Annotated in this window: 22 protein-coding genes and 2 pseudogenes; 9 read left to right on the top strand and 15 right to left on the bottom strand. The window is 64.3% G+C overall.

Translation table 11 applies throughout. The features are described 5' to 3' along the window. Positions 1–75 precede the first annotated feature (75 nt). Both ACVWW1_RS27480 and ACVWW1_RS27475 read left to right on the top strand, forming a co-directional pair. Positions 76–489 carry a Rieske (2Fe-2S) protein gene (locus ACVWW1_RS27480; RefSeq protein WP_207834719.1) on the top strand — a complete coding sequence of 138 codons (414 nt, stop codon included), beginning with the start codon at positions 76–78 and terminating at the stop codon, positions 487–489. A 51-nt stretch (positions 490–540) separates the two neighbouring features. Then, positions 541–1,107 (top strand): class I SAM-dependent methyltransferase, encoded by a 567-nt coding sequence (locus ACVWW1_RS27475; protein ID WP_456658067.1) that lies wholly within the window; start codon positions 541–543, stop codon positions 1,105–1,107. A gap of 24 nt (positions 1,108–1,131) precedes the next feature. Here the strand turns inward: ACVWW1_RS27475 and tcuB are convergent, their stop codons facing one another. The 4 genes from tcuB to ACVWW1_RS27455 all read right to left on the bottom strand — a co-directional run bounded on the left by tcuB (position 1,132) and on the right by ACVWW1_RS27455 (position 6,132). Then, positions 1,132–2,235, bottom strand: a complete 1,104-nt coding sequence (gene tcuB, locus ACVWW1_RS27470; protein WP_456658066.1) for a tricarballylate utilization 4Fe-4S protein TcuB — start codon at positions 2,233–2,235, stop codon at positions 1,132–1,134. 16 nt (positions 2,236–2,251) lie between these two features. After that, complete coding sequence (gene tcuA / locus ACVWW1_RS27465) at positions 2,252–3,652, bottom strand: FAD-dependent tricarballylate dehydrogenase TcuA (RefSeq protein ID WP_456658065.1); 1,401 nt, start codon at positions 3,650–3,652, stop codon at positions 2,252–2,254. Positions 3,653–3,730: 78 nt separating this feature from the next. Beyond that, entirely contained in the window at positions 3,731–5,056 is a 1,326-nt protein-coding gene (gene tcuC / locus ACVWW1_RS27460) for an MFS transporter (RefSeq protein ID WP_176528687.1), read from the bottom strand. A gap of 176 nt (positions 5,057–5,232) precedes the next feature. Beyond that, positions 5,233–6,132 carry a transcriptional regulator GcvA gene (locus tag ACVWW1_RS27455; protein ID WP_456658064.1) on the bottom strand — a complete coding sequence of 300 codons (900 nt, stop codon included), beginning with the start codon at positions 6,130–6,132 and terminating at the stop codon, positions 5,233–5,235. A gap of 116 nt (positions 6,133–6,248) precedes the next feature. Here ACVWW1_RS27455 and ACVWW1_RS27450 point away from each other — a divergent pair, with 116 nt between their 5' ends. Together ACVWW1_RS27450 and ACVWW1_RS27445 are read left to right on the top strand one after the other, a co-directional pair. Then, positions 6,249–6,452, top strand: coding sequence for a DUF1127 domain-containing protein (locus tag ACVWW1_RS27450; protein WP_298373485.1), 204 nt, complete (start codon positions 6,249–6,251; stop codon positions 6,450–6,452). 179 nt (positions 6,453–6,631) lie between these two features. Continuing rightward, positions 6,632–7,255 carry an N-acetyltransferase family protein gene (locus ACVWW1_RS27445; protein WP_456658063.1) on the top strand — a complete coding sequence of 208 codons (624 nt, stop codon included), beginning with the start codon at positions 6,632–6,634 and terminating at the stop codon, positions 7,253–7,255. A 121-nt stretch (positions 7,256–7,376) separates the two neighbouring features. Here ACVWW1_RS27445 and ACVWW1_RS27440 read toward each other — a convergent pair whose 3' ends face one another. Both ACVWW1_RS27440 and ACVWW1_RS27435 read right to left on the bottom strand, forming a co-directional pair. Beyond that, a complete protein-coding gene (locus ACVWW1_RS27440; RefSeq protein ID WP_176528691.1) occupies positions 7,377–8,207 on the bottom strand; it encodes an enoyl-CoA hydratase in 831 nt (276 codons plus the stop codon). Between the two features lie 164 nt (positions 8,208–8,371). After that, complete coding sequence (locus ACVWW1_RS27435; RefSeq protein ID WP_456658062.1) at positions 8,372–9,073, bottom strand: SDR family NAD(P)-dependent oxidoreductase; 702 nt, start codon at positions 9,071–9,073, stop codon at positions 8,372–8,374. 71 nt (positions 9,074–9,144) lie between these two features. Between ACVWW1_RS27435 and ACVWW1_RS27430 the strand changes: the two genes are divergently transcribed. Beyond that, a complete protein-coding gene (locus ACVWW1_RS27430) occupies positions 9,145–10,926 on the top strand; it encodes an acyl-CoA dehydrogenase family protein (protein ID WP_456660688.1) in 1,782 nt (593 codons plus the stop codon). Positions 10,927–11,120: 194 nt separating this feature from the next. Then, positions 11,121–12,209 (top strand): Zn-dependent alcohol dehydrogenase, encoded by a 1,089-nt coding sequence (locus ACVWW1_RS27425; protein ID WP_176528693.1) that lies wholly within the window; start codon positions 11,121–11,123, stop codon positions 12,207–12,209. A 133-nt stretch (positions 12,210–12,342) separates the two neighbouring features. Here the strand turns inward: ACVWW1_RS27425 and ACVWW1_RS27420 are convergent, their stop codons facing one another. From ACVWW1_RS27420 to mbfA, 5 genes and pseudogenes are all read right to left on the bottom strand, one after another. Further along, complete coding sequence (locus ACVWW1_RS27420; RefSeq protein WP_212311766.1) at positions 12,343–12,696, bottom strand: nuclear transport factor 2 family protein; 354 nt, start codon at positions 12,694–12,696, stop codon at positions 12,343–12,345. A gap of 115 nt (positions 12,697–12,811) precedes the next feature. Beyond that, positions 12,812–14,286 (bottom strand): annotated as a pseudogene (locus ACVWW1_RS27415) (amidase). Positions 14,287–14,370: 84 nt separating this feature from the next. Next, positions 14,371–14,901 (bottom strand): cytochrome b, encoded by a 531-nt coding sequence (locus tag ACVWW1_RS27410; protein WP_456658061.1) that lies wholly within the window; start codon positions 14,899–14,901, stop codon positions 14,371–14,373. 36 nt (positions 14,902–14,937) lie between these two features. Further along, positions 14,938–15,807 carry a hypothetical protein gene (locus tag ACVWW1_RS27405; protein WP_456658060.1) on the bottom strand — a complete coding sequence of 290 codons (870 nt, stop codon included), beginning with the start codon at positions 15,805–15,807 and terminating at the stop codon, positions 14,938–14,940. A gap of 16 nt (positions 15,808–15,823) precedes the next feature. Then, positions 15,824–16,795 (bottom strand): iron exporter MbfA, encoded by a 972-nt coding sequence (mbfA, locus tag ACVWW1_RS27400; protein ID WP_456658059.1) that lies wholly within the window; start codon positions 16,793–16,795, stop codon positions 15,824–15,826. 165 nt (positions 16,796–16,960) lie between these two features. On the opposite strand from mbfA, the gene ACVWW1_RS27395 reads away from it, so the two are divergent. Continuing rightward, positions 16,961–17,683, top strand: a complete 723-nt coding sequence (locus ACVWW1_RS27395) for a hypothetical protein (protein WP_456658058.1) — start codon at positions 16,961–16,963, stop codon at positions 17,681–17,683. A gap of 78 nt (positions 17,684–17,761) precedes the next feature. On the opposite strand, the gene ACVWW1_RS27390 is transcribed toward ACVWW1_RS27395, so the two are convergent. Continuing rightward, positions 17,762–18,130 carry a hypothetical protein gene (locus ACVWW1_RS27390; protein ID WP_456658057.1) on the bottom strand — a complete coding sequence of 123 codons (369 nt, stop codon included), beginning with the start codon at positions 18,128–18,130 and terminating at the stop codon, positions 17,762–17,764. A 212-nt stretch (positions 18,131–18,342) separates the two neighbouring features. Next, positions 18,343–19,488, bottom strand: coding sequence for an alpha/beta fold hydrolase (locus tag ACVWW1_RS27385; protein ID WP_456658056.1), 1,146 nt, complete (start codon positions 19,486–19,488; stop codon positions 18,343–18,345). Positions 19,489–19,590: 102 nt separating this feature from the next. Here ACVWW1_RS27385 and ACVWW1_RS27380 point away from each other — a divergent pair, with 102 nt between their 5' ends. Beyond that, a complete protein-coding gene (locus tag ACVWW1_RS27380; protein ID WP_456658055.1) occupies positions 19,591–20,097 on the top strand; it encodes a hypothetical protein in 507 nt (168 codons plus the stop codon). A 226-nt stretch (positions 20,098–20,323) separates the two neighbouring features. On the opposite strand, the gene ACVWW1_RS27375 is transcribed toward ACVWW1_RS27380, so the two are convergent. Together ACVWW1_RS27375 and ACVWW1_RS27370 are read right to left on the bottom strand one after the other, a co-directional pair. Next, on the bottom strand, positions 20,324–21,868 hold the full coding sequence (locus ACVWW1_RS27375) for an acyl-CoA synthetase (RefSeq protein ID WP_456658054.1): 1,545 nt from the start codon (positions 21,866–21,868) through the stop codon (positions 20,324–20,326). A gap of 204 nt (positions 21,869–22,072) precedes the next feature. Beyond that, positions 22,073–23,246, bottom strand: a pseudogene (locus ACVWW1_RS27370) (acetyl-CoA C-acetyltransferase). A gap of 197 nt (positions 23,247–23,443) precedes the next feature. Here ACVWW1_RS27370 and ACVWW1_RS27365 point away from each other — a divergent pair. Continuing rightward, on the top strand, positions 23,444–24,109 hold the full coding sequence (locus ACVWW1_RS27365) for a TetR family transcriptional regulator (protein WP_456658053.1): 666 nt from the start codon (positions 23,444–23,446) through the stop codon (positions 24,107–24,109). The last annotated feature ends 19 nt before the right edge of the window (positions 24,110–24,128 follow it).

Below are 24,128 nucleotides of genomic sequence, written 5' to 3'. Positions count from 1 at the left end.
TCCGGACCCGAAGGGCCGCGTGAGCGCAAAGTGGGAACCGGTTTTCCGAATCAGATCATGCGTGAGAACAACTAGATGGCGCGTCATGTGATCGCCCCGGTGGACGAGCTGCCGCCGGGGTCGCGAAAATTCCTCGAGATCGACGGACGGCCGATCGCCGTCTTCAACGTCAAGGGCGAGTTCTTCGGCCTGCTGAACCGCTGCCCGCATCAGGGCGCGGCGCTGTGCGAGGGACCGCTGATCGGGCTCGCCTCGTCGTCAGACCCCGGCGAGATCGAATACACCAAGCTCGGTGAGATCCTGCGCTGTCCCTGGCACGGCTGGGAGTTCGATATCCGCACCGGCCAGTCCTATTGCGACCCGCGCCGCTTTCGCGTGCGCGCCTATCCCGTCAGCGTCGAGGCGGGCACCAATGTCGTGAAGGGGCCATATGTCGCCGAGACCATCAAGGTCGCGGTGGAGAGCGACTACGTGGTGGTGGATCTGTAGCCGCGATCGTCCCGGAATCCGGTTCACCGGAGATGGCACTCCGTGAGCGTCATGCGAACCATCTTCCTGCGCGCGTTTGGCCGCCCTCGGGGCCTCTTGGGGAGGCTGGGTGGCGTGATCATGGTGCGCACCAATGCCGACTGTGGCACGTGGGTGACGGGTCTTCTTGAGGCCGAACCCGACGACAATGTGCTGGAAGTGGGGTTCGGCCCGGGTGTCGTCATTCAACGCCTGTCGAAATCGGTGCCAGCGGGGCGCGTCGCCGGCATTGATGCGTCACAGGAGATGGTCGAGCAAGCTCGTGCCCGGAACAAGGCCGCGATCCAGGATGATCGTGTCGACCTGAGGCTCGGCTCGGTGGAGCATCTGCCGTTCGATGATGACAGCTTCGACAAGGCGCTCGCGATCAACTCGATGCAGGTATGGCCGGACGCCGTCGCCGGACTACGGGAGATGCGGCGCGTGATCAAACCGAGCGGCAGGATCGCACTTGGCTTTACGCCCTATTCCGGACAACCCAAGGAAGGGGTGGTAGAGAAGTTGGTCGACGCTGGCTTCACGAACGCTCGCCTCGTGGAGACAGACGAGTGCTTCTGTGTCCTGGCGACAAAAACGTAACAGGGCAGGTAACCCACCCTACGCTCATTCCGCCATCATCTGCCGTTCCCGCGCGTAGCGCACCAGCGCGACGAAGCGGTAGATGCCGTGCACGAATTTGCCGTAGGGCATGGTGATGAACAGCGCGAACACTATGCCGAGATGCAGCGCCAGCAGCGGCCCCATCGCGGCGCTCTCGCGCCACAGCAGCAAGGCAAGGCCGGTGACGCTGGTCAGGAACAGCAACAGGATGAACGCGGTGTCCATGCCCATCTGCTGCTCGTCGACCAGCACGCGGTCGCGTTTCCATTTCTCCGACAAGAGCCCGATCGGGCCGACCACGAGGCCGATGCCGCCGAGCGTGCCGAGCACGACCGGCAGGTCCCACCACGCATAGGGCGCTTCGCGCGCCAGCAGATAGTGGTACAGCGTGCCGACGCAGGTCGCGGCGAAGCACAGCATGAAGCCGTAGAAGGTGAAGTGGTGATACAGCTTGCGTCGGTCGGTCGGGTGGTCGTTCTCGTTGAAGCAGCCGACACCGCCGCCGTCGAGATAGCGCAGCTCGCCGGCGTCGCGGACCGCCTGCAACAGCGACTTCGCGTCCGTTTTCATGCCGACGGGTTCGCCGATCGCGCGCCAGAACGCGCGCACGCCCATCACCAGCGCGACGATCGCATAGAGCAAAGCGGCGCCGAACAGCAGCGCCATCGCATTGTGCGGCATCAGTTTGTAGAATGCGCCGGGCCCGGTGTGGATGCCATAAAGCACACCGCGGTCGTTGATCGCGGCGAAGCCGAAGATGAACGCGGCGACGCTGAGCGCGGCGATCAGGCTGATGACGAGGCCGTTGCGCGCGAACGCGCCGGAAAATGCGCGCGGCCAGGCATAGGCAGCATAGGATTCCGCGCGCACCCCCGCCAGCGTCTTCGGCACATTGACGTTGAACTCGTGCGGTGGCGAGAACTGGCAGTCGGTGTAGCAGGCGCCGCAGGCATGGCACAGATTGGCGAGATAGTTGAGGTCGCCGTCGGAGAAGGCGCGGCGCATCTCCATCGCGGGAAACACCGCGCACAGGCCTTCGCAATAGCGGCAGGAATTGCACACCGTCATCAGACGGTCGGCTTCCTGCAAGATCCTCGTCCCGTGCATCGCGCCAGTCCCGTCCTCAGTTCCGCGCATTCTTCGCCGCTTCCCGCCCGGCGACGCGGCCGAACACGCTGCCGATGGTCATGCCGATGCCGGCGGCGTAGCCCTTGCCGAGCACGTTGCCGGCCATGATCTCGCCGGCGGCGAACATGTTGGCCGACGGCTTGCCGTCCTTCATCAGCATCCGCGACTGCTTGTTCACGCGGGTGCCGAGATAGGTGAAAGTGATGCCGGGCCGCACCGGATAGGCGAGATAGGGCGCCGTCTCGATCCTGCGCGCCCAATGCGTCTTCGCCGGCGTGATGCCTTGGGTAGCGCAGTCGTCGAGGATGGTGTAGTCGAACGTGCCGGGCTGCACCGCGGCGTTGAAATCGGTGATGGTCTTTTCCAGCGCTGACGCGTCGAGCTCCAGCTTGCCGGCGAGTTCGGCAATCGTCGCGCCCGCGATCGGCGGAAACAGCGTCGGCATGAAGCTCGTCACAACGGTCGAGTCGAAGATGATGTAGGCGATCTGGTCCGGCTGCGCTGCGACCAGGCGGCCCCAGATCGCGTAGCGCTTCGGCCAGATGTCCTCGCCTTCGTCGTAGAACCGCTCGGCGTGCTTGTTGACGACGATGCCGAACACGACGGAGTCGTGGCGGGTGATGATGCCGCCGTCGAATTTCGGCGCACGGGCATCGATCGCCACCGCATGGCATTGCGTGGGATCGCCGATCTCCTGCACGCCCTTCGCGAGCAGCATCTTCAGGATCGCGCCGCGGTTATAGGGCGTACCGCGAATCAGGAAATTGTCGGCGGCCTCGCCCCAATATTCTTTCAGCCACTCGATATTGGCCTCGAAGCCTCCGGCGGCCGCGACCAGCGTCGAGGCGCGCACCTCGGTCTTGCCGCCGACCGGCTGCTTCAGCTGCGCCGACAGGAACATGCCGTCCTCGATCTTGAGATCGATCACCTCGGCATTGTAGAGGACGTCGACGCCGAGCTCCTCCGCGGTGCGATAGAGCGCGTTCAGCATCGCGCGGCCGCCGCCGAGGAAGAACGAGTTGGTGCGGCCAAGGCTCAGCGTGCCGCCGAGCGAAGGCTGCCAGCGCACGCCCTGTTCGACGATCCAGTTCAGGATGTCCTTGGACTCGTGGATCATGAAGCGCGCCAGTTCCTCGTCGGTCTGGCCCCCGGTCACCAGCAGCAAATCCTTCCAGAATTCCTCCTCGGTGTAGGGACCGGTGAGGATCTCGGTCGCCGCGTCATGGGCGCAGCGCATGTTGCGGGTGTGGCGGGTGTTGCCGCCGCGGTAGAATTTCGGGGCGCCCTCCAACACCAGCACGGAGGCGCCGGCGCGCCGGGCGCTGATCGCAGCGCAGAGGGCAGCGTTGCCGCCGCCGATCACCAGCACGTCGAACCTGCGCGTCAGATCAACCATGCGCTCTTGTTATCGTTGTTGGCATGGAAAGCAACACGGCCGGACGGATACCTGATCCCCCGGCCGCGATGCGGAATATCAGGCCGCAACCGTCTCGCGCTGCTCGATGGTCTGGCCGCCACGATAGACGATCAGCGCGGCGATGATGCCGAGAACAGCGCCGAACATGAGCCAGTAGGCCGGCGAGGCCTTGTCCTGCCCGGTCATGGCGATCAGCTTGGTCGCGACAAACGGGGTCGACGTGCCGAAGATGCCCGCCGCCAACGCGAACGCGATCGAGAAGCAGGTGGTGCGGACATGCGCCGGCACGATCTCGACCAGGCATCCCAGCATCGTGCCGCTGTAGACGCCGAAGTAGAACGAGAACATCATCTGCACGGCCAGCAGCTTTCCGAGCGTGGGCTCATGCGAGAGCCACGACAGTGCCGGGTAGGCCGTCACGAACGACAGGCTCGCGATCGCGATCAGCACCGGCTTGCGGCCGATCCGGTCGGACAGCGCGCCGCCGACCGGATTCCAGATGAAATTCGTCACCGCAACGAGCAGGGTCACCAGCAGCGTCCCGGAGGCCGAAAGGTGCAGCTCCTTGCCGAAGCCGGGCGCATACACGGTGATGAAATAGAACGTCGTGGTGGTCAGAACCGCGATCATCATGCCGAGAATGACGATGCGCCAGTTCTCCAGCGCCGAGGCGAACACTTCGCTCGGCGTCGGATGCTTCTTCATGGCCAGGAAGGCCGGCGTTTCCTCAAGCGAACGCCGCAACATGAAGATCACGGGAATGATGAGGCATCCAATGAAGAACGGGATGCGCCATTTGGCGACGCCGCCGATCGCATCCAGGAAAGTGTCGCCTGGGATCACCTCCCTCAGGACGAAGCCGATCACGGCTGCAACAAAGATGGCGACCTGCTGACTGGAGGATTGAAACGAGGTGTAGAATCCGCGGTTGCCGGGCGTCGCGATTTCGGAGAGATAAACGGAGACGCCGCCCAGTTCGACGCCGGCGGAGAAGCCCTGGATCAGCCGGCCAATCAGCACGATGATCGTTGCGGCAATGCCGATCGATGCGTAGGACGGACAGAACGCAATCACCACCGTGCCAAGCGCCATCAGCGCGAGCGTCACGATCAGGCCCTGGCGGCGGCCGATGCGATCGATGTAGGAGCCGAGCACGACCGCACCCACGGGACGCATCAGCGCGCCAAGCCAGAACACGCCATACGCATTGAGCAGCGCCGCGGTCTCATTCTGGGCGGGGAAGAACGCCTTCGCGATGTCCTGCGCATAGAAGCCGAACAGGAAGAAGTCGAATTGCTCGAGGAAATTGCCGCTGGTCGCGCGCAGGATGGCGCCGAGACGCGACTTGATCTGCGGGACTTGTGATGAACTCGACTGCGACATAACGCCCTTTCCTCCCCGTGACAAAACGGCCGGCGCAAATTGTGTCGCCGGCCAAGGCAGTTAACTGCCATATGCGGCAATTTGGCACGGCTGTCCGGCGCGACCAACCCGAAATCGCGCCGCCGCTATGGGAAAAAAGCCGTAGGTGGGAATTTGCTAATGCGGCGTGCGCCGCATCAAGGCGCTGTGTGTGCCGCAGCGCCGAGCCACGATCGGAATGCAGAAAGCTTTGGTGAATCGGCGCGTCCCTGCGGCGTGACCAGATAGAAGCCGGCGTCGGCGGGCAGCGTGATCTTGAAGGGAACCACGAGACGGCCCTTGGCGATGTCGTCCTGCACATAGGAGGTGCGGCCCATCGCAATGCCGATGCCGTCGATCGCGGCCTGGATCGTCACGAACAGCAGGTCGAAGGTCACGCCCGGCTGCTTGGAAATGTCGGTCGGCAGTCCGGCCGCGGTCAGCCACAGCCGCCAGTCGTCGCTGTTGGCGTTGCTGGTGTGCAGCAGCACATGGTCCCTGAGATCTTCGGGGCATTTGAGCGGCCTGGTTCCATCCAGCAGCGACGGGCTGCACACCGGAAACAGCTCGTCCGCCATCAGCCAGTCCGCGCGCAGGCCCGCCCATTGTCCGCGGCCATAGCGGATCGCCGCGTCGACCTTGTCGCGCTGGAAGTCGACCAGACTGGTCGAGGTGGTGATGCGGACATCGATGCCGGAATGCGCCTCCTGGAACGCCGACAGTCGCGGCAGCAGCCATTTGGCGGCGAGCGATGCCAGCGTCGAGACGGTCAGCACGTGACCGTCGTCCCGGCGCAGCAGGCGGTCGGTCGCGAGCCTGAGGTCGTTGAAGGCGGCGCGAACGCCGGGAAGGTATTCGGCGGCCTCCGGCGTCAGGCTCAACGAGCGGTTCTGGCGGACGAACAGGCGAACGCCGAGCTCTTCCTCGAGGCGCCGGATTTGATGGCTGATCGCGGTCTGCGTCACGTTCAATTCGGACGCCGCGACCGTGAAGCTCATGTGCCGCGCGGCGGCCTCGAACGCCCTGAGGCCGTTCAACGAAGGCAGGCGGCTGGTCATGTCAGATGGTCTCCAATACATGACTTTAATTCATGCGAAGCGGTACAAAGTGTCGTTTGTGAACAGGCCGAACAGCTCCGATATTGCTCCCAACAGGTTACCGATAGGAGCCGCAGATGTCCATTTTCACCCATGAATCGATGACAAATCATCATACGCCTGGGCTATTGAACCAGGTCAGCGACACGCTGCACGTCTGGTGGGATCGCTATGAGCGCCGCCGCGAGCTGTCGCAGTGGACCGAGCGCGACCTGCACGACATCGGCATGTCGCGCAGCGACATCGTTTTCGAGACCGACAAGCCGTTCTGGCGGGCCTAATGGGCCGCCGGAGCGCGACCAGCAAAAGTGGACGCCGGTTTTGCGTCCGGTCGCGCTCAAGACTTAGAGAAGGCGCATGACCCGGCCGCCAAACCGCTCACATTTTGGCGGGTCATGCGCCGCCCGGCGCCGCCTCGATCGAGGGACGCCGGCCAATTCCTTCACCCGAGGAGCGTGTCATGACTGCGCTGCATCTCGACGATCTCAAGCAATATTCTGACGTGCTGCGCGCCAAGAACGGCAGCGAGATCAAGGTGCGCTTCGTCGAGCCGCGCGACCGTGAAGAGCTGCAGGCTTACATCCGCTCGCTCTCCGCCGGGTCCCGTTACAACCGCTTCCTGGGTGCACTAAGCGAGCTGCCGAAGATGGAGCTCGAGCGTTTTATTCACGTCGGCGAGGCTGACCGGTTCACGGTGGTCGCGACGATGCTGGTCGATGGTTTTGAGACCATCGTCGGCGAAGCCCGCTACGCCTTCCATGCCGATACGTCGAGCGTCGAGTTCGGCCTGTCGATCGATGACCGGTGGCAGGGCCACGGCATTGGCAAGGCGCTGCTGAAGAATCTCGAATGCCGCGCGGCGTCTTTCGGAGCCGAGCGCATCTTCGGCGACACGCTGCGGTCCAACGCCACGATGATCGGTCTCGCCCGCAAGTCCGGCTATGCCTTCACTGCGAGTCCCGGCGATTGGAAGCTGGTGCGCTTTGCGAAAGAGATCTACGTCGAACCACAAGACATTCCCTGTGCCAGCTGGCGGCTTGCCGCCACTTCCCGCTCGGCCACGATGTCCTCGCTTGCGGTTTGACTGACTAGGCCCGGTTCTGGCCCCTCCAGAACCGGGCCCTTTTCTTTGGAACTTACTCGGGGCTACGCGCTTGCTTCGCCTCTCCCACAAAGGGAGGGGTGACTTGAAGGGCGCTACGCGCTCAATTACCCCTGAACACCGGCTTGCGCTTCTCGATGAAGGCCTGCACCGCCTCCTTGTGATCGGCGGTCGTAGTCAGGCGGATCAGCCGCTCGGCTTCGTGGTCGCGCGCGGTGGCGAAGTCGAACTGCAGTGCCTCGTCGAGATTGTCCTTCATGTAGCGCAGCGCGAGCGTCGGGCCTTCGGCCATCGACTTCGCCAGCGCGAACGCCTCGTCCTGCAGCGTCTCGTCCGGCACCACGCGGTTGACGAGACCGATCTGCTCGCATCTTGCGGCATCGACCTTTTCCGATGTGAACATCAGCTCGCGGGCGCGCGAGGTGCCGACCAGGCGCGTCAAGAGCCAGGCCATGCCGTAGTCGCCGCTCAGCGCCACGCGCAGATAGCCGGTCGAGATGAAGGCGGATTGCGCGGCGATCCGAATGTCGCAGGCCATCGCAATCGCAAGGCCGGCGCCCACCGCCGGGCCGGGCAGCGCGGCAATCGTCGGCTTGCGTACCGAGGCCAGCGCGCCGGTGAGCAGGCGCTGGCGCTCCTGCAAGTCGGCGACCTTGTCCTCATAGGACATTTCGAGCTTCTTTGGATCGCGATTGGCGCCCATGCCCTTGACGTTGCCGCCGGCGCAGAACGCCTTGCCGGCGCCGGTGACGAGCAGCACGCCGACCTCGGGGTTCTCGCCGCAGGTCCGGATCATCGTGCGCAGCGCCGGCGTGAGCGTGTCCGACAGCGAATTGCGGGCGTCCGGACGGTTCAGCGTGATGACGGCGACGCGGTCGCGGATCACGCAGAGCAATTCGTCGGTGCCGGTCTCGATCTTGATTTCGTGGGTCATGGTTCGTCCCAGAGGCCAATCGTTGCCGTCATTGCGAGGCGTGAAGCGCCGGAGCAATCCAATTCGCCGCTCGAGGTGGCATGGATTGCTTCGCTCCGCTCGCAATGACGGATGCGGCGGATGGCCGTCGCCGACATTACGCCGCTTGCATGATCTCCGTCATCTCAAAACTTCTCAACCCAGGGCCGCAATTCCAGCTCCCAGGTCCAGGCGCTGCGCGGCTGCTGCAGCACGTTCCAGTAGCTCAACGCGATCGCGTCGGGATCGAGCATCGAATCCGGGCGGTCGGCGGGCTCGGCGCGCGCGGCGCTGCGGATGCCGCCGTCGATCACGAAATGCGCAACATGGATGCCCTGCGGCGACAATTCGCGCGCCATGCTCTGCGCCAGCCCGCGCAATGCGAACTTGCCCATCGCGAACGGCGCCGATTGCGCATAGCCCTTGACGCTGGCGGAGGCGCCGGTGAACAGGATCGCGCCCTTCTTGTTGGGCAGCATGCGCTTCGCCGCCTCCTGCGCCACCAGAAAGCCGCCGAACGCGGAGACCGCGATCGCCTGCTGGACCTCGGAGGGAACGAGTTCAACGAACGGTCCGCGCGAGCGCCCGGAGGCGTTATAGACTACGAGGTCGGGTGTTCCGATCTCGCGCTCGACCAGGCCGAACAGACGCTCGACGTCTTCCGCCTTGGTGGCGTCGCAAGCATAGGCGCGCGCGCCGGTCTCCGTGCAGAGCGCGCCGAGCTTCTCGATGCTGCGCGCGCCCAGCGCGACGCGAATTCCCTCCCGCGAAAATAGCCGCGTCAGCGAGGCGCTGAGGCCCTCGCCGGCGCCGACGATCAGGGCGATCTTGTACTTCGGAATATCCATTGGGCTTTCCTTTGCTCGGCCGGAGGAGGATAGTCGTGCCCAAACAAATGAGCACCGCAACCGGGAATTCAATGCAGCCGCACAAGCAGGATCCGAAAACGCCATCCGCCAGCCAGCCGGGCCTGCTCGCGCCCGATACGACGGGAATGAACTTCTACCGGGCCGATCCGGCGCTGACCGATCTTCTGAAGCTGCATCTGCCCGAGGCGCTGTTCCGCCACATCGAGCCGCATCTCGACCGGCTCGGCGGATTGGCCGGCGGCACTCTCGACGAATGCGCGCGGCTTGCCGACCGGCATGCGCCGGTGCTGCACCAGCGCGACAAGTTCGGCCGCGACGTGCAGCACATCGAATATCATCCGGCCTATCGCGAGATCGAGAAGGCCGCGTTCGGCGAGTTCGGCATTCACGCGCTGTCGATCCGCAAGGGCATCATGGGCTGGCCCGACAAATATCCCGTGGTGGCCAAGCATGCCTTCACCTTCCTGTTCAACCAGACCGAATTCGGCATGGGTTGCCCGATCAACGTCACCGACGGTTGTGCAAAGCTGCTGGCGAATTTCGGCAGCGAGGCGTTGAAGGCGAAATATCTCGACGGCCTGACGCAAACCGACATGAGCAGACTGACGCAGGGCGGCCAGTTCATGACCGAGAAGGAGGGCGGCTCCGACGTCGGCACGCTGACCACGCGCGCGGTGCAGGAGGGCGACCACTGGCGGCTCTATGGCGAGAAGTGGTTCTGCTCGAACGCCGATGCCAAGGTGGTGATGCTGCTGGCGCGCCCCGAGGGCGCGGGGCCGGGAACACGCGGCGTCGGCCTGTTCCTGATGCCGCGTTTCCTCGACGACGGCTCGCAGAACCACTACCGGATCGTGCGCCTCAAGGACAAGCTCGGCACCCGCTCGATGGCCTCGGGCGAGATCAAGCTCGACGGTGCGATCGCGTATGCCGTCGGCAAGCTCGACCGCGGCTTCGTGCAGATGGCCGAGATGGTGAACTCGTCGCGGCTCTCCAACGGCGTGAAGTCGACCGCGCTGATGCGCCGTGCCTGGCACGACGCGATCACGGTCGCGAAGGGGCGTGTAGTGTTCGGTCAACGGATCATCGATCTGCCGCTGGCGCGGCGCCAGCTGATGAAGATCATGCTGCCGACCGAGCAGGCGCTGTCGATGAGCTTTTTGACCGCCGACGCGCTCGACCGCGCCGAGGCCGGTAGCCAGGACGCCGCGGCACTGCTCCGCATCCTGACGCCGACCCTGAAATTCCGCGCCACCCGCGACGCCCGCAAGGTCTGCGGCGATGCGATGGAGATGCGCGGCGGCATCGGCTACATCGAGGAATTCATCACGCCGCGGCTGCTGCGCGATGCGCACCTCGGCTCGATCTGGGAGGGCACCGGCAACATCGTCGCGATCGATGCGCTGAAGCGAGCGGTCGGACGCCATGGCGCCGACAATGCGCTCGCCGCCGATCTGCATGCGCGGCTCGATGACAGCTCGAACGTGCCCGAGGGGTGGCGCAACCGGCTGCGCGATCTCGGCGATCGCGCGATCGGGTTTGCGCGCGAAGTCGCGGGCCGCATCGACAATGAGGGCGATGCGCGGCGCGCCACCAGCCTGCTCTATCACGTCGCAAGTGCCGTGGCGCTGGCATGGGAGGGCGGACGCATTCATGAGACGCGCGGCGACGCGCGCCGACTGCTGCTTTCGCGGATGGTGATCGATCACCGCGTGATGCCGGGCGATCCGTTCCGGCTTACGGAAAATACCGTTCAGCGCAGGATGACCGAGCACCTGCTCGGCGATCGCGCAGTCGGCATGGCCGAGGTTGGCGAATTGCTGTCAGCAGCGTAGGCTCGCCGTGGCCGCTCGCGCAGTCTCACCTCTCCCATCGGGAGAGGTCGGATCGCGCCAGCGATCCGGGTGAGGGGTTGTGCTCTATCGATAGACCTGAACCCCTCACCCGGACCGCATCTTCGATGCGCTCCGACCTCTCCCGTTGGGAGAGGTGGAGAGCGTGCGCAACAAAAACATGAGAGGAAATTCCGATGAAGGCCGCCGTCCTGCATGAAGTCAATCAGCCGCTGGTGATCGAGGATGTCAGTGTGCCCAATCCGGGGCCGCGCGAGGTCCTGATCCGCACCGCGGTCGCGGGCCTCTGCCATTCCGACCTGCACTTCATGGAAGGGCTTTATCCGCATCCGCTGCCGGCGGTGCTCGGCCATGAATCGGCCGGCGTGGTCGAGAAGGTCGGCTCAGACGTCAATTACGTGAAGCCCGGCGATCACGTCGTGACCTGCCTCTCGGTGTTCTGCGGCACCTGCGACAATTGCACCACCGGCCGCACCGTGCTGTGCACCGACACCACGGTGAAGATGCTGCCCGGCGCCTCCAACCGCCTGTCGTGGGGCCGGAAGGAGAAGCTCAACCAGTTCCTCAATCTGTCGTCCTTCGCCGAGCAGATGCTGGTGCACGAGAACGCGATCGTGAAGATCAAGAAGGAGATGCCGCTCGATCTCGCCGCGCTGATCGGGTGCGGCGTCATCACCGGCTATGGCGCTGTGGTCAACACCGCGAAGGTGACCGCCGGCGAGACCGTGGCTGTGATCGGCTGCGGCGGCGTCGGCATGGCCGCGATCAACGGCGCGCAGATCGCCGGTGCCGGCCGCATCATCGCGATCGACACCAATCCGGCGAAACTGCAGCTGGCGACCAAGCTCGGCGCCACCGACATCGTCGATCCCGCGCGCGGCGACGTGGTCCAGCAGGTGCGCGAACTCACCGGCGGCGGCGTGCAGCACTCCTTCGAGGTGCTCGGCCGCAAGGAGACCGCCGAGCAGGCCTTCGCCATGCTGGCGGCGGGCGGCACCGCGACCATCGTCGGCATGATCCCGTTCGGCCAGAAGATCGAGCTGCACGGCTTCGACTTCCTGCGCGAGCGCCGCATCCAGGGTTCGTCGATGGGCTCCAACCACTTCCGCGTCGACATGCCGCGCCTCGTCGACTTCTACATGCGCGGCAAGCTGCATCTGGAGGACTGGATCTCGGCCAAGCTGAAGCTCAGCGAGATCAACGAAGGCTTCGCCAACATGAAAGCCGGCAAGACGCTGCGCAGCGTCATCATGTTCGACAGCTGAAGCCTCGGCCGTCGTCGCCCGGCTTGACCGGGCGACCCAGTACGCCGCGGCGGAAGTTGTGTGAATCAACTGCGGCCGCGGAGTACTGGATGCCGGGGCATGACAGCGGAGGGTGAGGCTGCGAACGTCGCTCTCACCGCGCGACGTGCGCGGAGACCGCAAGCCATTTACCGTTCTGCCGCGCCCAGCAATCGGTGTAGCGGCCGTGCGCGGGCTCACCGTCCGCGCCGGTGTAGCTGGTCTGGGCGTGGATGATGGCGAAATCGCCGAGGATGCGGATCTTGACGTCCTCGGCCTTCAGTCCCTTGATCTTCACCGGGATCGCCGTCTGCTTCAGGAAAGCGGCGCGGTCGACCAGGCTCTTGTCTGGATTGGTGCAGTAGAAGTCCTGCGCCAGGATTTCATCGAAGCGCTTGACGTCGCAGTTCTGAACTGAATCGACGTAGTCCTTGTTGAGCTTTGTCAGCTCTTCGAGGTCCTTGCTCATTGGTGTTCTCCCCGTTGTTCGTCATTGCGAGCGCAGCGAAGCAATCCATCGCTGTGCTCGCTGATATATGGATTGCTTCGTCGCTTCGCTCCTCGCAATGACGGCAGCAACTCACCTAGTCATCGAACATCTTCGGCGGAACGAAACCGCCGAATTCGCGCTCGATCAGCTCGGCGAGCTTCAGCGGCGTGCGGTCCTCGAGCCAGGGGCCGACGATCTGCACGCCGACCGGCAATCCGTCGGGCGCAAAGCCGGTCGGGATCGCGGTTGCGGGCAGGCCGGGCAGGGTGGCGATGCCGGGCCAGGCGAGCTGGTCGGTGTACACATGCGGTTCGCCGTCGATCAGGATCCGCCGTTGCTCCTGGTCGGGCGCATGGTCATGCGGATAGGCCGGCGTCGGCATGATCGGGCAGATCACGGCGTCGAACGATTTGAACAGCTCGCGCCATTGCGCGCGCAGCCGCGAGCGGGCGACCGTCGCCTGCACCCAGTCGCGATGGCTGAGCGCGATGCCACGCAGCCGCTCGGCTTGCAGGCTGTTGTCGCCGACCGGTAGCGCCGCCGCCGCTGCGCAGGCGCCGGCATAAACGTCCGGCGGGAAACTCGCAGCAAGGAACGACAGCAGCATCCGCATATAGAGCCGCGAGGACGCCGCGAAATCCGGCAGCAGCGGGCTCGAACGCGATATCTTGGCGCCGGCCTTGTCGAGATTGCTGGCGAGCTTGTCGATGCTGCCGCGGACCGCTCTGTCGGTCGGCAGCACCGGATCGGTGTCGATCACGAGGATCCGGAAATCCTTCAAGCTCGTGTGGCGCGCCGCGGGGAGCTCGAGCCGATAGGCCTTGCCGGCATCGAGCGGGTCGGGGCCGGCCATCACGTCGAGCAGCAGCGCGAGGTCGGCCGCGCCGCGCGCCATCGGGCCGATCACCGCGAGGTCGCGTTCGTAGATGATCGGCGGCGCCGGCGGCGCGCAGTGTGGCCGCGTGACGCCAGCAGGTTGAAGGTCGGCTTGTGCGCATAGACGCCGCAATGGAATCCCGGCACGCGCAGCGAGCCGCCGATGTCGGAGCCGAGCGACAGCGCACCGTAGCCTGCGGCAAGCGCCGCCGACGATCCGCCGGAGGAGCCGCCCGGCGTGCGGCCGAGATCGTAGGGGTTGTTGGTGGTGCCGTAGATCTCGTTGTAGCTCTGCCAGTCGGCGAGCCCGACCGGCACGTTGGTCTTGCCAAGAATCACGCCGCCGGCGTCTTTCACGCGCTGGATCGCGAGCGCGTCCTCGGTCGGCGTGAAGTCCTTGTGCGGCGGGAAGCCCCAGGTCGTCGGCAATCCCGCGACGTTGAAGGATTCCTTCACCGTCATGGGAATGCCAAGCATCGGTCTGTGCTCGCCGCGCGCGATCGCGGCATCGGCAGCGCGGGCAGCAGCGAGGCCGCGCTCGAAATTGCGCACGCAAACTGCGTTGACCTTGCCGTCATGGCGCTCGATGCGGCCGATCGCGTCTTCCGCGAGTTCGACTGCCGAGACCTGCTTGTTGCGCAGCGCCTCCGACAGTTCGACGGCGGTCTTGAAACTCCATTGCGATTTGGCCACGGCGTGCTCCCTTGTTCTGGCGGCGATCATGCGCAGAATGGAACGGGCGGGCAAGACCGACTTGATCGCAATTGCGCCGGCCGCCTAGCCCGGAAGCATGCGCTGCATGACGCGGTCGCGGTAGATCAGCAAGTGCACCAGCGCGGTCGCGACGTGGAGGCAGATCAGCACCAGCAGAGACCATTCTGCAGCCTGATGCAGGCCGTCGATCGCCTTGCCGGCCGCTGCATTGTCCGAGGCCAGCATCGGCAGTGGCATCACGTAGAAGAACGAGACGGTCCAGCCGCGAAACGATGCAAACAGCCAGCCACTGATGGTCGTTGCCAGCACGAGAACATAGAGTATCCAGTGCACGGCTTCCGAGCTCAGCCGTTGCCAGGCAGGCAGCAAGCTTTCCGGCGCGACCGGGTGCGTCAGCCGCCAGATGAACCGCAGCATGATGAGCGCAAGGATGACGATGCCGAGGGAAATATGGAACGTCATGGCGGCGCCGGGAGCCTGACCGCGATGAATGTCCGGCATCAGCCAGCCGATCGGGTATTGCACCGCCAGCAGGGCGACGATCACCCAATGCAGCAGCTTCGCGGTGGTGCCGTAATGCAGACGACCGGTCATGGACTTTCGAGCCGTTTCTGAGATTGTCGAGCTAATCTAGTACGGCGTGCTGCGCGCCGACAGATGCGCCATTGGATTGATGGCGCCATTCGCGCTGGCCCGCTCCGCCGTGGTTCCCTTGGCGCCCGGCACCGGGAAAGCGTATCCGATGATGGTCTTGACGACGAGCCGGTCCGACGCCGGCGTGAGGCCGTAGCCGACGCCGAAGTCGATGTCGACATCACCCACCTTGAAGTCGGTCACCGCGAACAATGTGTGTTGCTGCTCGGCGAGCGGGCTGAAGGCGCCGATCCTGCCGAAATCGGCGTAGTATTCGAGGCCGACATACACATCGTCCTTCAGCTTGCGCGCGACGCGCGCGGCCGGCGCGAAATCCGCCTCGCCATATTTGCCGAAGCCGACATCGACGATCGGGTTGACGATGAATTCATAGTCCGCGTTGCGCACGCCGATGATTGGCCGGATTTCCAGGCCCCAGCGGGTCTGCGCGAATTTCGGCATCTCGTAGCTCAGCTCGAAATTGATGCCGTAGAACAGGTTGCGCTTGTCGGCGTTCGGCGAGACGAACAGCGTGCGCAGCTTGAATGCGTCGGACAGGAATTGCCGGTCCTGCACGGCGAACGGCAGATAAAGGCCGAGCTCCCACCAATCCGTCATGCCATAGGCAAACTCCGGCGTGCCGTTGAGGCTGTGGTTGGAGGGAAAGCCGCCGGGGAAGGGCGGGTCCTTCTGGCCGATGCCGACATAGTTGAGATGCTGTTGGACGGTGAACTGGCCGACTGCCGCAATGCCGGCATTGTAGACCTGGATCTCATCGGTCGCCTGCGCATGGCTGCTGTATCCGACCGCGCCGAGCGCAATCAGCACCGCGCCGGCTATATCTCTGCATTGTTGCCGGGATCGCATCGGGAGCCTCGCCGTCCTACGCCGCGCCGATCAGGATGCCGACCGCGAGCACGATCGCGCCGCCGAGCACGATCTGGAACACCGCCTGCAGGAACGGCGTGTCCATGTAGCGCGAGCGGATGAAGGCGATCGCCCACAATTCGAAGAACACGACGATCCCGGCGATCGCGGTCGCGATCCAGAATGCGTTCGGCCAGGCATCGGGCACCAGATAGGGAATGGTGTGGCCGAGGCCGCCGAGTGTCGTCATCAATCCGCAGGTGATGCCGCGCAGCCAGGGCGAGCCGCGCCCGGTCAGCGAGCCGTCGTCGGACAGCGCTTCGGCAAAGCCCATGCTGATGCCGGCGCCGATCGAGGCGGCAAGGCCGACCAGAAAGGTCTGCCAGTTGTGATGCGTTGCGAAGGCGGCGGCGAACAGCGGCGCCAAGGTCGAGACCGAGCCGTCCATCAGTCCGGCGAGGCCCGGCTGCACATATTGCAGCACGAACATCCGCCGCCGCGTGCGGTCTTCCTCCGCGCGCACATCGGGCTTGAGGATGTCGCCGGTCAGCTTGACCGCGAGTTTCTCGTGGCCCTTCTCCTCTTCGGCGAGATCGCCGAGCAGCCGGCGTACGCCGGTATCCTCAGCCTTTTCTGCCGCCTTGGCATAGAAGCGCTCGGCCTCGAGCTCCATGGTCTCGACTTCCTTGCGGATGGTGTCGAGCGGCAGGTTCTTGGTCAGCCAGATCGGACGTCGGCGCAGAAAGCCTTTGACGTCCTCGCGCCGGATCGGCGGCAGATGCGAGCCGAAGCGCTGCTCGTAGGTCTCCAGCAGCCGATGGCGATGGCCCCGCTCTTCCTCCGCCATCTCCTCGAAGATCTTTGCGGTATCGGGATAGCGGCCGGCGAGGTCCTCGGCGAAGGACATGTAGATGCGGCTGTCCTCCTCCTCGGAGGCAATCGCGACCGCCAGCACCTCGCGCTCGGTCAGATCGGCGAAATTCTTCACGGCAACGCCTTGTTTACAGAGTTTAGAATTAGAATAATTCTAATATTTGTTCGTCAGGCCGAGGTCAATCCCGGACAGGTGCGTCTCTGCCGGTTCGTGATCAAGATCAGGGGAACTAGGCTGTGCTACGTCCGTTCGAGTTCCTGCTGTGCACGAGAGGATGCCATGGACACCGTCAAATTCCGCCTGAACGATGCGCGACTGGCGCCGCGGCGGACGAAACTCGAGATTCCGGGCTGGGCCGGCAACCGGGAGCCGCGCAGCGATGGTTCGCGCGAGCAGGTCTGGCATTGCGTGCCGTTCTCGGAAGGCGCGCAATACGGGATCGAGCTGTTCTATCCCTATGATTTCGAGCTGCACGTCACCACGAAGGACGGAAGGCTACAACTCGACGCCGATTGGGGGGAGCCGCCGGACAGCGGCGTGCAGTGGCCGCCGTTCCGGAATTTCGGCGACGCGTTCTACACCTATCAGATATTGCTCGATCTCAAGGTCGAGAAGGGCATGGCGATCCGTACCGAACCGCATCCGCGCTTCTACACCGATCGCTCCGACACCGTGCCGATCGCCGTTCCGGCGCTCGTGCGCAATTGGTGGCCGATGATGTTCTTCACGGTGTTCAAGGCGCCGGCGGAAGGACGCACTCACATTTTCAGGCCGAACGAGCCGTTCGCCCAGATCATCGTGATTCCCGAGGAAGCGAACTTTCAGCTCGAGCAGATGAACGAGGAGGAGGCCGCCGAACGCGAATTGCAGGCGCGCCGCATCTACAACAATCGGCCCAAACTGGCCGCCGGAACGGAATGGACGTCGTCATCGGACACGGTGTTCGACGGCACATATCGCCATCTGCACCGCGCCGCAAAGGAGAAGGCGCGCCACGATTGAGCGAGATGCCGCATCATAGTTGACAAAACAACGGGGCCCGCGGGCCCCGTTGTGGTATCGCCGATCGGTCGCCATCGCTCAGTAATCGCGACGGTAGAAGCTGTGATGATGATGGTGGTGATGATGGTGATGGTGGTATCGCCGATAACGCGGCACCACGATGACCGGGCGCTCGTAGTAGCCGCGGCGATAGTAGCCGTGATGATGGTGGTGGTGATGGTGGTGGTGGTAGTACTGTGCAAGCTGCACGTTCTCGCGGACCGGAGCGGGCGCAGCCTCGTCGAGCGCCTGCAGCTTTGCGGAGGCGTTCGAGATCGGCTCCAGCAGGTCCGCGTATGAGTTCGCCTGCAGAACGTCGGCCGGGTTCGGCCCAGGCGCAGCTTCGGCGGCACCGACCGCGCCGAACGCGGCCACCGCTCCCAGAAGTCCAGCGATTTTCCTATCCATCTTTGCTCTCCTCAAAAAGTCGCCGGACCGAGCGCCGGTTTCTAGCAACGTCAATCATTGCCCAATGTTTCGTGAACCGCGCATTAACGCCCTGTGACGGGATGGTGGCGGCAGGCATCCGCATCTGACGCGGGACGGATGCCGGTTCGCGCGAAGAAAACCTGCCAAAACAAGAATCTAGAGCGACTGATTCGATCAGAACCGAAGTGGCTCTAGCTTGCGCGATCGAGGAACTGAAGCAGCAACCGGCTTACTTCGTCCGGCTGCTCCTGCTGCACCCAGTGGCCGGCGCCGTCGACCAGATGGCAGCCGATCATTTTGGTACAGGCCCTGGTCTGCATCGTCTCGAACATGCCGGGCCGCTGATAGGTGCCCCAATCCTGCTTGCCAGAAATAAAGGCGGACGGCTGGTCGATGCTACGACCGCTCCAGGTCTGCAATTCCGCCGTGAACGCGCCTGACGTGCCGCAGCGATACCATTGCAGCCCGCCCTGGAATCCCGTGCGCTGATACTCCGCGCTGTAATAGGCCAGTTCGCGGTCCGGTAGCCATGCGTTGGCGGCGATCGCCTCGCGTGACGGCATCTCCTCGGCGACCGTCGCGGCCATGTCCTTGGCGAGGTCCATCACATAGTAGGTCGGCAGTTTGGCCAGTTCCCCCGCCGACCAGGATTGCAGCGGATAGGGCTTGTTGCCGGTCCAGTCGGCGCTCTTGTGATGATAATAGGCGCGCAGGAAGTCGTGCACGCCCTGCGGCGCGCGATGCATGTCGTCGTTGGCCTGATACGTCGAATAGTACCACTGGTAATGCTTGCGCGGCCTCGGCAGCGCGGCGAGCTCGCGATGCACGGGGTCTTCGGCCGCAGGCCTTGCCGGCTCATTGGCCGTGCTGAACGGCAGCGATGGCGGTCCTGCGAACGGCGCGCTCATCATCACCACCGCGCGGAACACGTCGGGGCGGATCAGCGCGCACCATGCCGCGACCGACGAGCCGAAATCGTGCCCGATCACCGCATCGACGTGCTTGTAGCCGAACGCTGCGACCAGCCCGAGCGCATCGCGCACCAGATTGGGCAGACGAAACGCCGTGAGGTCGCCGTCATAATCCGCGCTCCAGCCTGTGGTGCGGCCATAGCCGCGCTGGTCGGGCGCGATCACGTGATAGCCCGCCGCGGCAAGCTTAGGCATCACCTTGCGCCAGGAAAACGCCAGCTCCGGAAAGCCGTGCAGCAGCAACAGGCAACGCCGGCCAGCTGTTTCGAAGCCCGCCTCCAGCACATGCATGCGCAGGCCGTTGATCCCGTCAACATAACGCGAGCGGATGGTGGAGGGGAGCGGGACGTCGGGGAGGGCTTCCATCTGAGATCACCTGTTGGGCATCGCCGCACAACCAGCGCATTTGGCTGTATGCTGGCGGCCATTGATTCACGATAGCAACTTTGGCCACGGGATGCATACCGCATGCGCCACGCGAGGATTGCTGAGCTGCCCGGCTGGATGTCGCGTCTCGGCCTGATGATCGTGGCCGCCGGCCTGGTGCTGATGCCCGCGGTCCGTGCGGCCGACATCAAGGAGCTCACCGAAAAATTGCCGCGCGCCTATATCGGCGAATTCCTGTGGGATGGCGACAACACGGTGCAGAACGTCGTCATCACCTTCGACAAGGTCCAAGCCCTGAACGAGCAAAACGCGGAAGCGCGTGGCTGCGGTTCATATGAGGTCGGCCGTCACGTGACCAGCATCGGCGTGCAGATGTTCATCCGGCTGTCCGATCTCGAGGTCGAGATCTTCGAGCGGTCGCCGGATGGCAACGGGGCGTTCGAGACCGACGGCAGCCATCGCGGCAAGCTGTCGGAGGATTTTCAGCAGATCGATGCGCAGTGGACCACCACGGCATCGGGCAAGCACGGCCAACTGCATTTGCGCGCCGCGGCGTCGGTGGCGTGCGGACCGGCAGAGGATTTGTAGGTCGGCGGGTTGGGCGCGAGCGGCGTCCCGCATGCGCTCTTCATCCTCCTGGAGGGCGGGTGCGGATCGCCTGCACGATTTCGGAATATTGGAAATATATCCCTGAGTTGCCTGACGTGTCAAGTTGCCTTGTCGAACGCCGGCAGCCGCCAGCTCCTTTGCATGGGGTTGTTTTCGATATTTTGGCCGCGCGCGGCGGTGGCCATCCAGGGGAGGTAAACCGCGGTCACGCCCTGGCAGGCGCCTTCGGCCAGTATCTGTCGCGCAGATGCCGCTTCACCAGTTTCCCGGTCGGGGTCCGCGGCAACTCTTGCTCGAAATCGATGCTCTTCGGGCATTTGATCGGCGACAGATGCTGGCGGCAGAACGCGATCAGCTCGGCCTCGAGCTCCTTGCCGGCCCTGGCGATGTCGTGCGGCTGCACCACGGCCTTGACCTCTTCGCCCATCTCCTCGTTCGGCACGCCGAACACCGCGACGTCGGAGACCGCGGGATGCGTGATCAGCACGTCCTCGGTCTCCTGCGGATAGATGTTCACGCCGCCGGAGATGATCATGTAGCTCTTGCGGTCGGTGAGGTAGAGGAAGCCCTCTTCATCGAGGTAGCCGACGTCGCCGAGCGTCGACCAGCCCTTGGCGTTGTAGGCCTTCTTCGTCTTCTCGGGATCGTTGTGATAGCTGAAAACGGGCGCGTCGGCGAAATAGACCTGGCCGATCTGGCCGGTCGGCGCCTCCTCGTCGCTCTCGTCGAGAATCTTGACCTTGCCGACCACGGCGCGGCCGACCGTGCCGCGATGGGTCAGCCATTGCTGCGAGGTCGAGACGGTGACGCCGTTGCCTTCGGAGCCGGCGTAATACTCGATCAGGATCGGTCCCCACCATTCGATCATCTTGGCTTTCACGTCGACCGGGCAGGGCGCGGCGGCGTGGATCGCTCCTTTCAGCGATGAGACCTTGTAGCGGGCGCGGACCTCGTCGGGCAGCTTCAGCATGCGCACGAACATGGTCGGCACCAGCTGCGATTGCGTCACCTTGTGCTTCTCGACCTGCTTCAGGAATTCCTCGGCGTCGAAATGCTCCATGATGACGGAGGTGCCGCCGAGCACCGTCGCCATCATGTTGAAGCGTAGCGGAGCCGCGTGATAGAGCGGCGCCGGCGACAGATAGATGCTGTCGGCGTTCATGCCGCACATATCGGCGGTGAGGATCCGCAGGAACGGGTTCGGCACGTCGATCCGGTTGCCCTCGAACTCCTTCTTGATGCCCTTGGGCCGGCCGGTGGTGCCGGAGGAATACAGCATGTCGTAGCCGGCGACCTCGTCGGCAACCGGCGTGGTCGGCTGCGCGCCGGCCTCCTTGTCGTAGGAGCGGAAGCCCGGTGCCGGCTCGTCCATCATGTAGAACAGCGGTTCGTCCGGCTCGCCCTTGATCAGGCCCTTCACCTTGTCGGCGCATTGCGGCGTGGTGATGAACACCTTCGCTCCGCAGTCCTTGATGATGTAGGCGATCTCCTCTTCGGTCAAATAGCGGCTGATCGCCGTGTAATAGAGCCCCGAGCGCTGCGCCGCCCAGCAGATCTCCATGAAGGCGAGGCGGTTTTCCATCAGGAGCGCGATGTGGTCGCCGGCCTTCAGGCCGAGCGAGCGGAACAGATGCGCGCCCTGGTTCGAGAGCTCGTCGAGCTCGCGATAGGTAATCGCCTTGCCGCTGCCCGCCATCTGGTAGGCGATCTTGTTCGGATGGTTGCGCGCGTGGATGGACGGGTGGGTCAAAGATGTTTCCTCAAATAAGGTGGTCGTCCCTGCCTAGTGCGCAATTGCGCACGGGAGCAGGGACCCATAACCACCGATTTATGTTGTTGACTGAGTTGGGGCCGCAGCCCGGCATAACCACAAGCACCTGTGGTTACGGGTCCCGGCTCAAGGCCGGGACGACACCTTTTGTGTGGAGGCCGCTACGGCCTCACCGGATGTTGCTTACAACCGCTCGACGATCGTCACGTTCGCCATGCCGCCGCCTTCGCACATGGTCTGCAGGCCGTAGCGCTTGTTGCGCTGCTTCAGGGCGTGCAGCAGCGTCGTCATCAGCTTGGTGCCGCTGCCGCCGAGCGGATGGCCGAGCGCGATCGCGCCGCCATTGACGTTGAGCCGGGCCGGATCGGCGCCGGTGGTCTTCAGCCACGCGGTCGGCACCGAGGCGAAGGCCTCGTTGACCTCGAACAGGTCGATGTCGTTGATTGTCATGCCGGCCTTCTGCAACGCGCGCTGGGTCGCCGGCAGCGGCGCTTCCAGCATGATCACGGGGTCGCCGCCCATCATGGTGAGGTGATGGATGCGGGCCATCGGCTTGACGCCGAGCGCCTTGAGGCCCTTCTCGTTGACGACCATGACGCCGGAGGCGCCGTCGCAGATCTGGCTGGCGCTGGCCGCGGTCAGCTTGCCGTTCTCGGCGATCAGCTTGACGCCCTTGATGCCGTCGAGGCTGGCGTCGAAGCGGATGCCCTCGTCGATGTGGTGGGTGTCGGTCGAGCCGTCGGCGCGGGTGATTGTCACCGGCACGATCTCGTCCTTGAAGTGGCCGGCTTGCGTGGCCGCGATCGCGCGCTGATGGCTGTTGTAGGAATATTCGTCGAGCTCGTCCTTCGACAGGCCGTACTTCTCGGCCATCATCTCCGCGCCGGTGAACTGGCTGAAGACGATGTTGGGATATTTCGCCTCGATGCCCGGGCTCTTGTAGTGGCCGAAGCCGTTCTTGGCGGGCAGCGAGGAGGCGAGGCCCATCGGCACGCGGGTCATCGATTCCACGCCGGCCGCGATCACACAGTCCATGGTGCCGCTCATCACGGCCTGCGCCGCGAAGTGCAGCGCCTGCTGCGAAGAGCCGCACTGGCGGTCGATCGAGGTCGCGGGCACGCTCTCCGGCAGCTTCGAGGCCATCACCGCGTTGCGCGCGACGTTGGTGGACTGCTCGCCGGTCTGCATCACGCAGCCCATGATCACGTCCTCGACCTGCGCCGGGTCGGCGCCTGATCGTTCGACCAGCGCATCGAGCACGGTGGCGGCCAGATCGGCCCGGATGCCAGCCGGCGAGACGCCCTCCCTTGCGGCCGCCGGCGGTGCGGGCGGCGGCGACGATATATGCCTCGGCCATGTCTGTTCTCCCTGATGTTTCTGGATTGGGCGGTTTTGAAAGTTGGGCCGGATTTAAGGGGCGGCTCAGCATTTAGTCAATCAATCAATTAACTCTTGAGTGCAGCCCCGCCATGGGCTTATGTGCGGCCTCGATTTACCGGCGAGCCAGGAAACAGCTAGGAACAGCCGGGGACACAGAGCGGGACCAGAGCGCAGTTGAATACCAGCGTACCGACGAAACTTCCGGTCGGCAAAAACGCCACCGCCGACAAGCTATTGGTCGCAGCCAGCGAGCTGATGATCGAGCGCGCCTCGATCGAGGTTTCGCTGTCCGACATCGCCCAGAAGTCGGGCGTCAACGCTGCGCTCGTGAAATATCATTTCGGCAACAAGGACGGGCTGTTGCTGGCGCTGCTCGCGCGCGACGCCGCCACCGAGATCTCGCAGCTCGAATATCTCCTGGCGCAGCCGATCACGCCGTCCGCGAAACTGCGCCTGCATATCGGCGGCATCATCCGCGCCTATCACCAGTTCCCCTATATGAACCGGCTGATTCATTATCTCTTGCACGAGAGCTCGACTGCCGCCGCGAACGAGGTGTCGAAATTCTTCGTCGCGCCGCTTTTGGATTTTCACCGCCGGCTGCTCGCCGAAGGCATCAAGGCCGGCGAGTTTCGCAAGATCGATCCGGTGCTGTTCTACACCAGCCTGATCGGTGCCTGCGATCACCTGTTCTTCGGCCGCCACGCGATGTCGCGCGCTGTCGGCGTCGGTCCGGTCACGGACGAGGTCTGCCGCGAATACATCAAGCACATGGAAGCCCTGATCTTCGGCGGCGTGCTCAATCCCGATAAGGAAACGGCAGCGGTTGCCGCCGGATAACAAGTTCGAAGTCTAGGGA

It is taken from the genome of Bradyrhizobium sp. JR3.5 (assembly GCF_054057015.1).
The sequence above is the reverse complement of the archived record's forward strand: the minus strand, read 5'-3'. Positions and strand labels throughout refer to the sequence as shown.

Coding starts and splice junctions, on each gene's coding strand:
- ACVWW1_RS27480 (WP_207834719.1), top strand. CDS start 76: ATGGCGCGTCATGTGATCGCCCCGGTGGACGAGCTGCCGCCGGGGTCG.
- ACVWW1_RS27475 (WP_456658067.1), top strand. CDS start 541: ATGCGAACCATCTTCCTGCGCGCGTTTGGCCGCCCTCGGGGCCTCTTG.
- tcuB (WP_456658066.1), bottom strand. CDS start 2,235: ATGCACGGGACGAGGATCTTGCAGGAAGCCGACCGTCTGATGACGGTG.
- tcuA (WP_456658065.1), bottom strand. CDS start 3,652: ATGGTTGATCTGACGCGCAGGTTCGACGTGCTGGTGATCGGCGGCGGC.
- tcuC (WP_176528687.1), bottom strand. CDS start 5,056: ATGTCGCAGTCGAGTTCATCACAAGTCCCGCAGATCAAGTCGCGTCTC.
- ACVWW1_RS27455 (WP_456658064.1), bottom strand. CDS start 6,132: ATGACCAGCCGCCTGCCTTCGTTGAACGGCCTCAGGGCGTTCGAGGCC.
- ACVWW1_RS27450 (WP_298373485.1), top strand. CDS start 6,249: ATGTCCATTTTCACCCATGAATCGATGACAAATCATCATACGCCTGGG.
- ACVWW1_RS27445 (WP_456658063.1), top strand. CDS start 6,632: ATGACTGCGCTGCATCTCGACGATCTCAAGCAATATTCTGACGTGCTG.
- ACVWW1_RS27440 (WP_176528691.1), bottom strand. CDS start 8,207: ATGACCCACGAAATCAAGATCGAGACCGGCACCGACGAATTGCTCTGC.
- ACVWW1_RS27435 (WP_456658062.1), bottom strand. CDS start 9,073: ATGGATATTCCGAAGTACAAGATCGCCCTGATCGTCGGCGCCGGCGAG.
- ACVWW1_RS27430 (WP_456660688.1), top strand. CDS start 9,145: ATGCAGCCGCACAAGCAGGATCCGAAAACGCCATCCGCCAGCCAGCCG.
- ACVWW1_RS27425 (WP_176528693.1), top strand. CDS start 11,121: ATGAAGGCCGCCGTCCTGCATGAAGTCAATCAGCCGCTGGTGATCGAG.
- ACVWW1_RS27420 (WP_212311766.1), bottom strand. CDS start 12,696: ATGAGCAAGGACCTCGAAGAGCTGACAAAGCTCAACAAGGACTACGTC.
- ACVWW1_RS27410 (WP_456658061.1), bottom strand. CDS start 14,901: ATGACCGGTCGTCTGCATTACGGCACCACCGCGAAGCTGCTGCATTGG.
- ACVWW1_RS27405 (WP_456658060.1), bottom strand. CDS start 15,807: ATGCGATCCCGGCAACAATGCAGAGATATAGCCGGCGCGGTGCTGATT.
- ACVWW1_RS27395 (WP_456658058.1), top strand. CDS start 16,961: ATGGACACCGTCAAATTCCGCCTGAACGATGCGCGACTGGCGCCGCGG.
- ACVWW1_RS27390 (WP_456658057.1), bottom strand. CDS start 18,130: ATGGATAGGAAAATCGCTGGACTTCTGGGAGCGGTGGCCGCGTTCGGC.
- ACVWW1_RS27385 (WP_456658056.1), bottom strand. CDS start 19,488: ATGGAAGCCCTCCCCGACGTCCCGCTCCCCTCCACCATCCGCTCGCGT.
- ACVWW1_RS27380 (WP_456658055.1), top strand. CDS start 19,591: ATGCGCCACGCGAGGATTGCTGAGCTGCCCGGCTGGATGTCGCGTCTC.